This is a genomic window from Enterobacter cloacae complex sp. GYL001 (assembly GCF_049237125.1).
Lineage (GTDB): Bacteria > Pseudomonadota > Gammaproteobacteria > Enterobacterales > Enterobacteriaceae > Enterobacter > Enterobacter hormaechei_C.
In genome coordinates this window covers 95,167-107,956 of sequence record NZ_JBMKGW010000005.1, presented here as the reverse complement: position 1 = coordinate 107,956, position 12,790 = coordinate 95,167, and the positions used below count along the sequence as shown (strand labels likewise).

12 protein-coding genes are annotated in these 12,790 nt (G+C 55.2%); 5 read left to right on the top strand and 7 right to left on the bottom strand.

Features of this window, described 5'->3' with window-relative positions:
• Positions 1 to 56 precede the first annotated feature (56 nt).
• Positions 57 to 455: a (R)-mandelonitrile lyase gene (locus ACOTWU_RS11760; protein WP_126498558.1), complete on the bottom strand. Its 399-nt coding sequence runs from the start codon at positions 453 to 455 to the stop codon at positions 57 to 59.
• Positions 456 to 567: 112 nt separating this feature from the next.
• Between ACOTWU_RS11760 and ACOTWU_RS11755 the strand changes: the two genes are divergently transcribed.
• Positions 568 to 1,458, top strand: a complete 891-nt coding sequence (locus ACOTWU_RS11755; RefSeq protein ID WP_045334941.1) for a LysR family transcriptional regulator — start codon at positions 568 to 570, stop codon at positions 1,456 to 1,458.
• 327 nt (positions 1,459 to 1,785) lie between these two features.
• A complete protein-coding gene (ansP, locus tag ACOTWU_RS11750; RefSeq protein WP_063863080.1) occupies positions 1,786 to 3,282 on the top strand; it encodes an L-asparagine permease in 1,497 nt (498 codons plus the stop codon).
• 92 nt (positions 3,283 to 3,374) lie between these two features.
• Here ansP and ACOTWU_RS11745 read toward each other — a convergent pair whose 3' ends face one another.
• Positions 3,375 to 4,436, bottom strand: coding sequence for a YncE family protein (locus tag ACOTWU_RS11745; RefSeq protein ID WP_017382280.1), 1,062 nt, complete (start codon positions 4,434 to 4,436; stop codon positions 3,375 to 3,377).
• A gap of 246 nt (positions 4,437 to 4,682) precedes the next feature.
• Here ACOTWU_RS11745 and pqqU point away from each other — a divergent pair, with 246 nt between their 5' ends.
• Positions 4,683 to 6,800: a TonB-dependent receptor PqqU gene (gene pqqU / locus ACOTWU_RS11740; protein WP_063863079.1), complete on the top strand. Its 2,118-nt coding sequence runs from the start codon at positions 4,683 to 4,685 to the stop codon at positions 6,798 to 6,800.
• A 123-nt stretch (positions 6,801 to 6,923) separates the two neighbouring features.
• Here pqqU and ACOTWU_RS11735 read toward each other — a convergent pair whose 3' ends face one another.
• From ACOTWU_RS11735 to ACOTWU_RS11725, 3 genes are all read right to left on the bottom strand, one after another.
• Entirely contained in the window at positions 6,924 to 7,592 is a 669-nt protein-coding gene (locus tag ACOTWU_RS11735; RefSeq protein ID WP_003856981.1) for a GntR family transcriptional regulator, read from the bottom strand.
• 259 nt (positions 7,593 to 7,851) lie between these two features.
• Positions 7,852 to 8,886, bottom strand: coding sequence for an NADP-dependent oxidoreductase (locus ACOTWU_RS11730; protein ID WP_126498559.1), 1,035 nt, complete (start codon positions 8,884 to 8,886; stop codon positions 7,852 to 7,854).
• A gap of 66 nt (positions 8,887 to 8,952) precedes the next feature.
• Positions 8,953 to 9,528: a helix-turn-helix domain-containing protein gene (locus ACOTWU_RS11725; protein WP_017382277.1), complete on the bottom strand. Its 576-nt coding sequence runs from the start codon at positions 9,526 to 9,528 to the stop codon at positions 8,953 to 8,955.
• Between the two features lie 148 nt (positions 9,529 to 9,676).
• Between ACOTWU_RS11725 and ACOTWU_RS11720 the strand changes: the two genes are divergently transcribed.
• A complete protein-coding gene (locus ACOTWU_RS11720; protein ID WP_126498560.1) occupies positions 9,677 to 10,195 on the top strand; it encodes a GNAT family N-acetyltransferase in 519 nt (172 codons plus the stop codon).
• Positions 10,192 to 10,641, top strand: coding sequence for a DMT family transporter (locus ACOTWU_RS11715; protein WP_045345119.1), 450 nt, complete (start codon positions 10,192 to 10,194; stop codon positions 10,639 to 10,641). The genes ACOTWU_RS11720 and ACOTWU_RS11715 overlap by 4 nt, the downstream gene beginning before the upstream one ends.
• A 3-nt stretch (positions 10,642 to 10,644) precedes the next feature.
• Here the strand turns inward: ACOTWU_RS11715 and ACOTWU_RS11710 are convergent, their stop codons facing one another.
• Together ACOTWU_RS11710 and ACOTWU_RS11705 are read right to left on the bottom strand one after the other, a co-directional pair.
• Entirely contained in the window at positions 10,645 to 10,878 is a 234-nt protein-coding gene (locus ACOTWU_RS11710; RefSeq protein WP_017382275.1) for a YdcY family protein, read from the bottom strand.
• A 101-nt stretch (positions 10,879 to 10,979) separates the two neighbouring features.
• A complete protein-coding gene (locus ACOTWU_RS11705; protein WP_023303794.1) occupies positions 10,980 to 12,578 on the bottom strand; it encodes an ABC transporter substrate-binding protein in 1,599 nt (532 codons plus the stop codon).
• Between the last annotated feature and the right edge of the window lie 212 nt (positions 12,579 to 12,790).

The window sequence follows — 12,790 nt, the reverse complement described above, 5'->3', positions numbered from 1 at the left end:
TGCTGAAGAAAACGGATCGAATCATAACGTTAATAATTTGTTTACGAAACGCCAGACTACTCGTTCGGATACTGCTCGTCGGTGACCTTCTCCAGCCATGCCACCGGGCTCCCGTCGACAGCTTCTGCGATGGCGATATGGGTCATGGCCGTCTGCGCGCTTGCGCCATGCCAGTGCTTCACGCCGGGTGGGATCCAGGCGATATCACCCTGATTCAGCGGTTCCGCCTCTTTCCCCCACTCCTGTAACCAGCCGCGCCCCTGCGTCACGATCAGCGTTTGTCCAAGAGGATGCGTATGCCAGGCGGTACGTGCGCCGGATTCAAAGGTGACGGTCGCGCCGCCGACTTTTGCCGGTTCAGTCGCCTGGAAAGGCGCGTCAATGCGCACGCAGCCGGTAAACCAGGCCTCTGGCCCCTGAACGGAAGGTAACGAACCGCTACGGATAATTTTCATGATTAACTCCTCGTTTGCTGTTGCGTTAACAGTAGCGTAAAGCCATGGGGAGCATTAGAGTGCATAATCAGAAAGGAACCATGAATTCATTTCATAAATCGAGTAAACCGCCATGTTAAAAGACAACTTCAACGATCTGCTTTCCTTTATGGTCGTCGCCCGGGAGCGCAGCTTTACCCGCGCCGCGGCGCAGCTTGGGGTATCTCAGTCGGCGCTCAGCCACGCAATGCGCAATCTGGAAACGAGGCTGGAAGTCCGTCTGTTAACCCGCACCACCCGTAGCGTGGCCCCTACCGAGGCCGGCGAGCAACTCCTCATGCGCTTAAGCCCCCATCTGCTGGAGATCGAACAGGAACTCACCGCGCTGCGTGATACCCGCGACAGACCTGCCGGGAATATTCGCCTTACCGCCGGGGAGCACGCCATGTCTGCGGTGCTGTGGCCTGTGCTTAAACCCTTTATGGCGCAGTATCCTGATATCAACGTTGAAGTCACGGTGGACAATGGGCTGACTGATATTGTCGATGGCCGCTTTGACGCGGGGGTGCGTCTGGGTGAGCAGGTGGCGAAAGATATGATTGCCGTTCGTATTGCGCCGGACATGCGCATGGCGGTCGTCGGGTCGGCAGAGTATTTGCAACGTTTCGGCGTACCGGAAACGCCGGAGCAGCTTGATCAGCACCGCTGCATTAATATGCGCCTGCCCACACGCGGCGGATTATATGCCTGGGAATTTGAACGGGACGGACGTGAGCTGCGCGTGCGGGTTGACGGCCAGCTGATCCTCAACAGCCTGCCGCAACGCATCGATGCCGCCGAAAACGGTCTGGGGCTGGCGTACGTCCCGGAAGATGCGGTTCAGGACGCCCTTGCTGAGAGCCGGTTAGTGCGTGTGCTTGAAGCCTGGTGCCCGGCTTTTACGGGATACCATCTGTACTATCCGAGCCGCCGCCAGCACACTACCGCGTTTGCATTACTTATTGCAGCCCTGCGGCATTCATAAGCTCTACCTATAAGTAACTATTAAGTAAACCTGATGATTAAATCAGCATTCGCAGACCTTTTTGCCTAAAAAAACGTCACGATTCAGCGCGTTGTGATCGCCGTCTGCTCTGACCACACGATTTCCTTCGACGAGCATCACTTTCGACACGGTTATATTTTGCGTCACTTAACAATTGCGGGTAGGATGCCTCGCCATGTTTTGCCTTATCCATACACAGAATGACTGGAAAGGCGGCATGTGTCTGCGCAGAAGCAATCGTTTGTTTCGGCTTCTGCCAGGCAGGACTATCACGTTAATGGTTCAGACAGGCAAACAGGTAACTCAATGAAAACAAGCAATAAAAGCGCAGCCGATCATCATGCTGCGAAACGTCGCTGGTTGAACTCTCATGAAGAGGGCTATCACAAGGCGATGGGCAACCGTCAGGTGCAGATGATCGCCATCGGCGGCGCTATCGGTACAGGTCTGTTTTTAGGTGCAGGCGCACGTCTGCAAATGGCTGGCCCCGCTCTCGCCCTGGTCTATCTGGTGTGCGGGATCTTCTCTTTCTTCATCCTTCGCGCCCTCGGCGAACTGGTACTCCACCGCCCTTCCAGCGGCAGCTTTGTCTCTTACGCCCGCGAGTTTCTTGGTGAAAAAGCCGCGTATGTCGCGGGCTGGATGTACTTCGTTAACTGGGCGATGACCGGTATCGTCGATATCACCGCCGTTGCGCTGTACATGCACTACTGGGGCGCGTTTGGCGATGTGCCGCAGTGGGTTTTCGCCCTTGGGGCGCTGGCAATTGTCGGGACCATGAACATGATAGGCGTGAAATGGTTCGCCGAGATGGAGTTCTGGTTCGCACTGGTGAAGGTGCTGGCCATTGTGATCTTCCTGGTGGTCGGAACCGTATTCCTCGGTACCGGTAAACCACTGGACGGTAACGCAACCGGCTTCCATCTGATTACCGATAACGGTGGTTTCTTCCCGCACGGCCTGCTGCCTGCGCTGGTGCTGGTGCAGGGGGTGGTGTTCGCCTTTGCTTCCATCGAACTGGTCGGTACGGCGGCAGGCGAATGTAAAGATCCGCAGACGATGGTGCCAAAAGCCATCAACAGCGTGATCTGGCGTATCGGTCTGTTCTATGTGGGTTCCGTGGTGCTGCTGGTGCTGCTGCTGCCGTGGAATGCATACCAGGCGGGGCAAAGCCCGTTTGTAACCTTCTTCTCTAAGCTGGGCGTGCCGTACGTGGGCAGCATCATGAACATCGTGGTACTGACCGCCGCGCTCTCCAGCCTGAACTCCGGGCTCTATTCGACGGGCCGTATCCTGCGCTCCATGTCGATGGGAGGCTCTGCGCCGAAGTTTATGTCGAAGATGAGCAGGCAGCAGGTTCCTTATGCGGGGATTCTGGCCACGCTGGTGGTTTACGTCTTTGGCGTGTTCCTGAACTATCTGGTGCCGTCCCGCGTATTTGAGATCGTTCTGAACGTGGCTGCACTGGGGATTATCGCCTCCTGGGCCTTTATTGTGGTCTGCCAGATGCGTCTGCGCAAAGCGATCAAAGAAGGCAAAGCGGCTGATGTGTGCTTCAGGCTGCCGGGCGCACCGGTGACCTCCTGGCTCACCCTGCTGTTCCTGTTCAGCGTGCTGGTACTGATGGCGTTTGACTACCCGAACGGTACTTACACCATCGCGACGATTCCACTGCTGGCGGTTCTGCTGATTGCTGGCTGGTTCGGCGTGCGTAAGCGCGTTCACGAGATCCACAGCACCGCGCCGCTTCATCACGACGATGAAAAGCACGACGCACCGCTGGTAGAAGAAACCTCGCGTTAATAAAAAAGCCGGGTGGCGGCTTCGCCTTACCCGGCCTACATCTCATGGTTTTGTAGGCCCGGTAAGCGCAGCGCCACCGGGCAATTCCACCATCACAGCGCGATACGAATCACATCGTCAGGCTGGGTCGCTTCCTGCTGACGGGTTGATTTCTGTTTCACCGTTACATACAGCGTTTTACCGTCCGCAGACAGCGCCAGGCTGTTCGGGTAAACCGGGGTATCGTAGGTCCTGGTCACTTTGTAGGTTTTGGCGTCAATCACGCTCACCTTGCCCGCCTCGCGGTGCGTCACATAGGCTTCGTTACGCGCCGGGTTAAACAGTACGGCCAGCGATGCTGGCGCGGCGATTTTCTGCATCACGCTGCCATCTTTCAGATTCACCACCAGCACTTCTGGCTGTTTTGAATCCGTCACAAACGCACGCTGGCCGGCAGTGTCCAGGCTCAGGTTCAGGTAGAAGTGCTCTTTTCCGTCATCCTGCACTTTTTTACGGCTGAGGATTTTGTTGGTTGCCGTATCAATGGTCACCAGCTCGCCGTCCGCATTGGTGGTATACAGGCGTTTTGCCTTCGCATCCAGCGCCAGCCCGGTGCTGAACGTGCCGGTGTTCGTGATAGTGTCCTTCAGCTTCAGCGTTGCGCCATCAACAACCCAGATCACGCTCTCCTTGCCGATACCGGTAATGTAAACCGTATTGGTCGTGTCATCGGCCACCAGCTGGCGCGGCTGAAGCGGCTTCACCGTGTCGCTACGCTTGCGATCGTCCAGCACCAGGCGCCCTTTCACCTCGCTCGTTTTGGCGTCAATCGCCGTCACGGCGCTGTTGACGGTGTTACCGAACCACAGCGTCTGGGTGGCGTTATCGATCGTGGCGCCAAACGGCTTGAGATCGTTATGAATCGCCTGCGTCACTTCCAGCGTGACCGGATCCAGACGATAGACCACGCCGCCCTTATCGGTTTTGCGGCTTTGTGACGTCGCAACCCACAGCGCGTTTTCCTGCTGGCTGACGGCCATTTCATACGCGCCCTTGCCGACCGCTTTGCGCAGCATCTCTTCAGCGGCATGAACCTGGAACGTACCGGCAAACAGTAAAGAGCCCAACAGCAGAGACCCACGCAGGCGCGGCGAGCACAGATGACGTAAAGACATAACAATTCCTTTTTAAATGAGGAGTTTTACCGCTGACATCACTTCCGGTGGGCAAAGTCATCGCTTTGCCGTTATTTTAATGAGAATAGTAATCATTAATGAGTTGAATGTGGAGTATTTCTTTCCTTCAAAACCTTACATTCACGAAATGTGCGGTTATAGTTTTCATAACATTTACAAAGGATTTAACATATATACACAGGTTCCAGTTGATTTGGTTCGAATTTTTCTTAACCGGTTTACTCCATGAAAATTATTACTGCCCGTAAGGCATCACTACCACTGCTCTTCGTTCCCGTCATTTTTAGCCCGCTGAGTGCGATGGCCGCGGATGAACAGACCCTGATCGTCAGCGCCACGCCGCAAACCGTCTCCGAACTGGACACCCCGGCCGCAGTCAGCGTGGTGAGCGGCGAGGATATGCGACATGCCACACCGCGCATCAACCTTTCTGAATCCCTTGGGAGCGTACCAGGCCTGCAAATCCAGAACCGCCAGAACTATGCTCAGGATCTGCAACTTTCCGTTCGCGGATTCGGCGCGCGTTCGACCTTCGGCGTACGCGGGATCCGCATGTACGTGGACGGCATTCCGGCAACCATGCCCGACGGCCAGGGGCAGACGTCTAACATTGACCTCAACAGCATTGAGAGCGTCGACGTGCTGCGTGGCCCCTTCTCTGCCCTGTACGGCAATGCCTCCGGCGGCGTGATCAACATCAACACCCAGACCGGACAACAGCCAGCCACAATTGAAGCCAGCAGCTATTACGGCAGCTACGGCACCTGGCGTTACGGCATGAAGGCCACCGGTGCGGTAGGCGACGGGACTCAGGCGGGGGATGTGGACTATGCGGTATCCACCACCCGCTTCACCACCCATGGCTATCGCGACCACAGCGGCGCACGGAAAAACCTCGCCAACGCGAAACTGGGCGTGCGCATTGATGATGTCAGCAAGCTAACGCTGATTTTTAACAGCGTGGACATGAAAGCCAACGATCCGGGCGGACTGAGTTATCAGGAGTGGCAGAACAACCCGCGCCAGTCACCCCGTGGCGATCAGTACAATACGCGTAAAACCATTAAGCAGACCCAGGCCGGGATCCGCTACGACCGCCAGCTGAGCGAACAGGACGACCTCAGCGTGATGATGTACGCCGGTGAGCGTGAAATGACCCAGTACCAGTCCATTCCGGATACCACGCAGACTGAAAATCCAGCGCATTCGGGCGGCGTAATTGATATGCAGCGCCACTATCAGGGTATTGATACCCGCTGGACCCACCGCGGCGAGCTGCTGGTGCCGGTAACGTTTACCACCGGCCTTAACTACGAAAATATGAGTGAAAATCGCCGCGGGTATGAAAACTTCGTGATGAACAACGGCGTGCCGGATTTTGGCGTGAAGGGTAACAAACGCCGTGACGAACGTAACCTGATGTGGAACCTTGATCCCTACCTGCAAACCCAGTGGCAGCTCACGCAAAAGCTGTCCGTTGAGGCGGGCGTGCGTTACAGCTCCGTCTGGTTTGACTCCAACGATCATTACATTACCCCGCAAAACGGCGATGACAGCGGTGACGCCAGCTACCATAAATGGCTCCCGGCTGGTGCGGTGAAATACGCCGTGACCGACGCCTGGAACCTTTATGCTGCGGCGGGACGTGGATTTGAGACCCCGACCATCAACGAACTCTCCTACCGTTCTGATGGCAAAGGCGGCCTCAATATTAATCTGCAACCGTCAACCAACAACACCTATGAGATTGGCAGCAAAACCCGCATCGGCAATGGCATCCTGACGGCGGCGCTGTTCCGCACGGATACCGACAACGAGATCGTGGTGGACGAAAACAAAGATGGTCGCACTACCTACAAAAATGCGGGGAAAACGCGCCGTCAGGGTGTGGAAATTGCGCTCGACCAGCAGTTTGCCGAAAACTGGAAGCTGAAAATGGCGTGGACCTATCTCGATGCGACCTACCGTACCAACGTCTGTAGCAATGCAGACTGTAGCGGCAACCGGATGCCGGGGATTGCCCGTAACATGGGGTATGCGTCGTTTGGCTGGGAGCCTGAGGAAGGCTGGTACGCGGGGGCAGATGCCCGCTACATGAGCGACGTGATGGCAAACGACACCAATACCGCCAAAGCGCCCTCTTATACCGTGGTCGGTCTGAATACCGGGTATAAACTCAATTACGGCAAATGGGGAATGGACATCTTTGGTCGCGTCGATAACCTGTTTGATAAAGAGTACGTCGGTTCAGAGATTGTAAACGCCGGCTACAATCGCTATTACGAACCCGCCCCTGGCCGTAACTATGGCGTGGGCCTGTCGGTCTCTTATCGCTTTGAGTAAAACATTTTCCGGCAGCGCACGTTGCCGGTAAAAAAATAACATCATTCCCGGTAGCCTTAAGCGCCGGGAATATACTCAGGGAAGTTTAAAACGAATAAAAAAATAAGTGCGCCAGTGCGATCCTTAACTGTAGTATTGCCGTTGCAGGAGGATATTAGCTTCATCAATGGCTCGGTCGATCGCTTCCCGACTGGCCGTCACGTCCCTTTGCTCAAGCGCAGAAAGCAGATCGGCATAATGGTAAGTCGTTGCAGGGATATCTTTCATCTCTTCGTGCAGGTAGTTGATACACGGACCAATCCGTACCCAGAGCTGCTCAATCAGCGAGTTCAGGGTCGGCATTTCGGCATACTGATAAAGCGTAAACCGGAACACGCGGTTGGCATGGATCGCCTTCTGCACATCGCCCTGATGCATGGCGGTGCTGAAGTTATCTGACAGCGCGCGTAATGCATCCAGTTTGGTCTCGGTCATATTCTGACACGCCGCCGCAACGGCCATCGGCTCAAGCTGTTTTCGAATGGCGTTAATTTCGTTATAACGCTCCAGCGTAACCTCTGGCACCAAAAACGCCTGAGCAGGCGTGGCCTGTAATGCGCCTGCCGACACCAGGCGCAGCAGGGCTTCGCGCACCGGTGTGATGCTGGTGCCTAATTTATCCGCAATCTCTTTCGTGATGAGTCGAGCCCCAGGTTTTAATGAGCCCGTAATTAACGCTCCCTTTAAACTGTTCTCAACTTGCATCGTCAGACTGATTCTTTGTGCTTTTTCCAGGTTTTCCAAATCAAGCATGTTTAATTCCCGTAGCCAAAACAAAATGCCATTTTCAGCGACTGTTTAAAAAAACATCGCCGGTTTGATATATCCTGTATCGTCATGCCTGGTATGAAGGGCGCGCGTTAAAATAAAAATTGTTCAATTAATATTACGTTTACCACTTCTGGCTCAGCTGGGCCGATGGCGCGCAATGCTTATGGATTAATTAAAGACAATATATCGTATCTTCACAAATAATTATGGCGGACTTTGCCCGCCATAACCGATGCTCTGTTTAGTCCGCCGCCACGCGGATCACGACCTTGCCGAAGTTTTTCCCTTCCAGCAGCCCAATCAGCGCCTCCGGCGCCGCGTCCAGCCCTTCGGTGACCTGCTCGCGATAGTGAATTTTGCCTTCCTTCACCCAGCGTCCCATTTCCTGCTGGAACTCGTCGATACGATGACCATAGTCCTGAGCGATGATAAAGCCCTGCATGCGGATGCGTTTTTTGAGGATGGTCCCCATCAGCAGCGGCAAGCGATCCGGACCATCCGGCAGGTTGGTCGCGTTGTAGCCGCTGACCAGTCCGCAAACAGGTACGCGCGCGGAGGTATTCAGGAGCGGCAGTACGGCGTCAAAGACTTTACCGCCGACGTTTTCATAATACACGTCAATGCCCTGCGGGCAGGCTTTCGCCAGCTGTTCGGAAAAATCATCCGCATGGTGATCCAGGCAGGCGTCGAAACCGAGCACGTCGACCGCATGACGGCATTTCTCCTCCCCGCCGGCCACGCCGATAACCCGGCACCCCTTGATTTTACCGATCTGCCCCACCGTTGCGCCGACCGGCCCCGTGGCTGCCGCCACGACAAGCGTTTCCCCCGCCTGAGGCTGGCCGATATCAAGCAGCCCCATATACGCGGTGAAGCCCGGCATTCCCAGCACGCCGAGTGCCCATGAAGGGTGCGACGGGTTTTCGCCCAGCCTGACCAGCCCTTTCCCGTCGGAAAGTTCATACTCCTGCCAGCCGCTGTAGCCCAGAACCCACTCGCCCTCATTATAATCCGGATGGCGGGAGGTCTCGACGCGGCTTACCGTGCCGCCCACCATCACCGCGCCAATCTCGACAGGAGGTGAATAGGATGGGGCATCGCTCATACGGCCCCGCATGTACGGATCAAGCGAGAGCCATACGGTGCGTAATAACACCTGCCCCTCTGCGGGCGTGGGGATCGGCTGCTCTTCCAGGCGGAAATTTTCGGCAACCGGTGCGCCGTGTGGACGGGAAGCCAGTACCCAGCGTCGGTTTTGCGTAGTTGATTGACTCATTCATCGCTCCTTACAGCTGAAAATGTCATTCAAGTCTGGCACGCTATCCTGCGGATCGCCTTTGCATTATGAGCCGGACTGATTAAGCCGCACGACCAGATAAAGGCACGATTCATCCGTTTCGTTAATAAACCGGCAGTCGTTCGGCGGCCCGAGTTCCAGACAATCTCCGGCCTTCATTTCATGGCGGGTGTCCCCCTCCAGAAAGACCAGTTCACCTGCCTGCAACCAAATCAGCTGTCGCGCCAGCGCATAAGAGGAGGCGGGCATCGGCACATCGCTGCCCGCGGGCAGCTCCACCTGGACGAGGTCAATAGGCATATCGCTGCGCGGCGACACATGACGACGTAAATAGTGGGTTTGCGGATCGCGCCAGACGGGCTGGTTCGCCAGACGTAACAGTTTGCCCTCCTGCATTTCCGCGCGCGCAATGAGCGTAGACATGCTAATACCGAAGGCACCGGATAACCGGGCAAGCAGCGTCGCCGTTGGGCTACTGTCCCCCCGTTCAATCTTATGGATCATGGCGCGTGAAATACCTGCCCGTTCGGCCAGTTCGCTTAATGACCAGCCCCGCGACTCGCGTTCAAGGCGTATGCGGGCGCTAATGCGTTGATTCATATTGTCTGTCATTGTGTTCATGACGTCATACTATAGTGTACGGATGGTTTTTCGGGGCAGTTTGGTGACAAAAAAATAGGGATTTTGTCGTAGCGATGCAACACAAGAACTGTGTAATATTGTGAGTGAATCGTACTACTATAGTAAACAACACAGCCAGAGGTTAACCATGATCGTTCGTCATGCCTGCAAAGAAGATTGTGCCGCTATCGGTGAAATTTATAACCATGCGGTGCTGTACACCGCCGCCATCTGGAACGATACAACTGTCGACACCGATAACCGTATTGCATGGTTTGAGGCGCGCACGCTGTTGGGTTATCCGGTGCTGGTCAGTGAAGAAGAAGGTGTTGTGACGGGATACGCCTCATTTGGCGACTGGCGAGCGTTCGACGGTTTTCGCCATACGGTGGAGCACTCGGTTTACGTTCATCCCGATCATCAGGGCAAAGGCATCGGTCGGCTGCTGATGACGGAATTAATCAAGGAAGCCCGCCAGATTGGTAAACATGTGATGGTTGCCGGTATTGAGGCGCAGAATCAGGCGTCGATTCATCTGCACAAAACCCTGGGCTTTATTACCACCGGAAATATGCCGCAGGTGGGAACCAAATTCGGTCGCTGGCTGGATTTAACCTTTATGCAACTCCAGCTCGATGAGCGCAGCGATCCGGATGCTCTGCCATGAATCAATCGTTGACGTTAGCGTTTCTGGTGGCCGCCGGGATTGGGCTGGTGGTACAAAACACCATGATGGTGCGCATTACGCAATCCTCTTCCACTATTCTTATCGCCATGCTGCTGAACTCGCTGGTGGGGATTGTGCTGTTTGTCAGCATTTTGCTGGTGAAAAATGGCCTGTCGGGGTTTAGCGAACTGGCGTCGACAGTGCGCTGGTGGACGTTGATCCCCGGCCTGCTGGGGTCATTTTTTGTCTTTGCCAGTATTAGCGGGTATCAGAATGTGGGCGCGGCAACGACCATTGCCGTGCTGGTAGCAAGCCAGCTGATTGGCGGCCTGGTGATGGACATCCTCAAGAGCAACGGCGTTCCCCTGCGCGCGCTGGTAGGCCCGGTCTGCGGCGCAGCGATGCTGGTGGTCGGCGCCTGGCTGGTGGCACGGCGCCAGTTTTAACCCTTACAGGATAGTCCCACCCTGCGTGAGGTGGGCATGGCGCGCCTCCGCCTCTTCTTTATGCTGCTTACCATGATGCGCAATCGCGGTACGCAGGCGCTGCTGCTGGGTATAGCGATCTTCACGGCTGAGCTCTGCATCGTCGCTTAATTCGATCAGCAGTTCGTTCATGTGGGTAATTATGCTCTCTTCGATGGCGGCATCGACGCGGGCGATAACATCGTTTAAATGTGACATTGTCACTCCTTTCCAAATGCCCGGTGGCGCTACGCTTACCGGGCCTACGAGTGGTAACTGTAGGCCGGGTAAGGCATAGCCGCCACCCGGCAAGAATACGATCAGTTCAGCTTCGCTTTCGAGAAGTCACTGCCCATCAGACTCACGCTGTACCCGGTCACGTTGCTGCGGGTCGCGTAGAACGTTTTGCCGTTAGCTAACGCAATCCACGGTGCCTGCTGGTAGAAAATCTCCTGTGCCCGGCCATACAGCTTCGCACGTTCGTCCGGGTTGCTGGTCAGTTTGGCCTTTTGCACCAGCTCATCATACCCCTTATCACACCAGCGCGCGGCGTTAGATCCGGTTTTGATGCTGTTACAACCCAGCAGCACATCGGCGAAGTTGTCCGGATCGCCGTTATCAGACATCCAGCCGAACAGCGCGGAATCATGCTCGCCTTTACGCATGCCGGAGAGATATTCCCCCCACTCGTATGAGACGATTTTCGCCTTCACGCCCACTTTCGCCCAGTCAGCCTGGATCATCTCCGCAATGCGTCGCGAGTTCGGGTTGTACGGACGCTGAACCGGCATGGACCAGAGGGTCACTTCCGCGCCCTTATCCAGACCCGCCTGCTTCAGCAGCGCTTTCGCTTTTTCCGGATCGTAGCCGTAATCCTTCAGGTCTTTGTTAAAGCCGAGCATGTTCGGCGGGATCGGCGATTTAGCGACCGTACCAGACCCCATAAAGACCGCGTTAACAATGGCCTTTTTGTCCGTTGCGTAATTCAGAGCCTGGCGCACCAGCACGTTATCAAACGGTTTTTTCTCCGTGTTGAACGCCAGGTACCCCACGTTCAGCGCATCCACCGAGTGCAGGGTCAGGTCTTTGTTTTTCTTGATCGCTTCAAACTGCACCGGCGACGGCGCAGGAATGATCTGACACTCGTTCGTTTGCAGCTTCGCCAGACGCGTCTCAACGTTTGGCGTGATGGAGAAGATCAGGTGTTTGGTCGGCACCTCACCCTCCCAGTAGTTCGGATTGGCGACGTAGCGGATCAGCGAATCCACCTTGTACTGCTGAAGCACATACGGGCCGGTGCCGATTGGCCAGGTGTCCACATATTCAGGTGTCCCCTTTTTCAGCATCGCGTCCGCGTACTCGGCAGAGAGGATCGAGGCGAAGTCCATTCCCCAGTCGGCGAGGAACGCCGCGTTGGGTTCACTCAGCGTGAACTGAACGTGATAATCGTCGATCTTTTTCACATCCTGAATGAGCTTGTCGAGGCCCACGTCATTAAAGTATTCGTAATTACCCTGGGAAACATTGTGATAGGGATGCTTAGGGTCTTTCTGACGCATAACGGAGAAAATAACGTCATCAGCGTTAAAATCACGGGTCGGTTTGAAGTATTTATTGCTGTTGAACTTTACCCCTTTACGCAGGGTAAACGTGTATGTTTTGCCGTCTGGCGAAATGGTCCACGACTCGGCCAGAGAAGGCACCGGCGTGTTTTTTACCGGGTCGAAGTTAATCAGACGGTTATACAGCGTTTGCGAGCTGGCGACAAATGAGGGCCCAGAGCTGGCGATCTGCGGGTTAAACGACTCCGGCGACGCCTCGGAGCAGTAGATAATGGTGTCTTTGTTTTCCGCCCATGCGGCGCTTGCCGGTAGCAGCGCGCTCAGCGCGAGGGCCAGCACGGTTTTCCCTGTAGACATGGTTATTACCCTTTCGGTTTTATTATAGTGAACAGTAATAACAGCACAGACGTTTTGGCCTGACAAATAACGAATCACTATCAGGTTATTCTAAAGCCGTACATTTCGCTGGTTTTAGCATCAGCCCGCAGAAACCGATTTGCCTTAAGGTCCATTATTCGTCAAGCACAACCGTCACGATCAATGCCGCAAGAAATCGTCCCTTTTGCCGT

Bases quoted from the DNA above. Each gene is read 5' to 3' on its own strand.
- ACOTWU_RS11760 (WP_126498558.1), bottom strand. From the start codon at position 455: ATGAAAATTATCCGTAGCGGTTCGTTACCTTCCGTTCAGGGGCCAGAG.
- ACOTWU_RS11755 (WP_045334941.1), top strand. From the start codon at position 568: ATGTTAAAAGACAACTTCAACGATCTGCTTTCCTTTATGGTCGTCGCC.
- ansP (WP_063863080.1), top strand. From the start codon at position 1,786: ATGAAAACAAGCAATAAAAGCGCAGCCGATCATCATGCTGCGAAACGT.
- ACOTWU_RS11745 (WP_017382280.1), bottom strand. From the start codon at position 4,436: ATGTCTTTACGTCATCTGTGCTCGCCGCGCCTGCGTGGGTCTCTGCTG.
- pqqU (WP_063863079.1), top strand. From the start codon at position 4,683: ATGAAAATTATTACTGCCCGTAAGGCATCACTACCACTGCTCTTCGTT.
- ACOTWU_RS11735 (WP_003856981.1), bottom strand. From the start codon at position 7,592: ATGCTTGATTTGGAAAACCTGGAAAAAGCACAAAGAATCAGTCTGACG.
- ACOTWU_RS11730 (WP_126498559.1), bottom strand. From the start codon at position 8,886: ATGAGTCAATCAACTACGCAAAACCGACGCTGGGTACTGGCTTCCCGT.
- ACOTWU_RS11725 (WP_017382277.1), bottom strand. From the start codon at position 9,528: ATGAACACAATGACAGACAATATGAATCAACGCATTAGCGCCCGCATA.
- ACOTWU_RS11720 (WP_126498560.1), top strand. From the start codon at position 9,677: ATGATCGTTCGTCATGCCTGCAAAGAAGATTGTGCCGCTATCGGTGAA.
- ACOTWU_RS11715 (WP_045345119.1), top strand. From the start codon at position 10,192: ATGAATCAATCGTTGACGTTAGCGTTTCTGGTGGCCGCCGGGATTGGG.
- ACOTWU_RS11710 (WP_017382275.1), bottom strand. From the start codon at position 10,878: ATGTCACATTTAAACGATGTTATCGCCCGCGTCGATGCCGCCATCGAA.
- ACOTWU_RS11705 (WP_023303794.1), bottom strand. From the start codon at position 12,578: ATGTCTACAGGGAAAACCGTGCTGGCCCTCGCGCTGAGCGCGCTGCTA.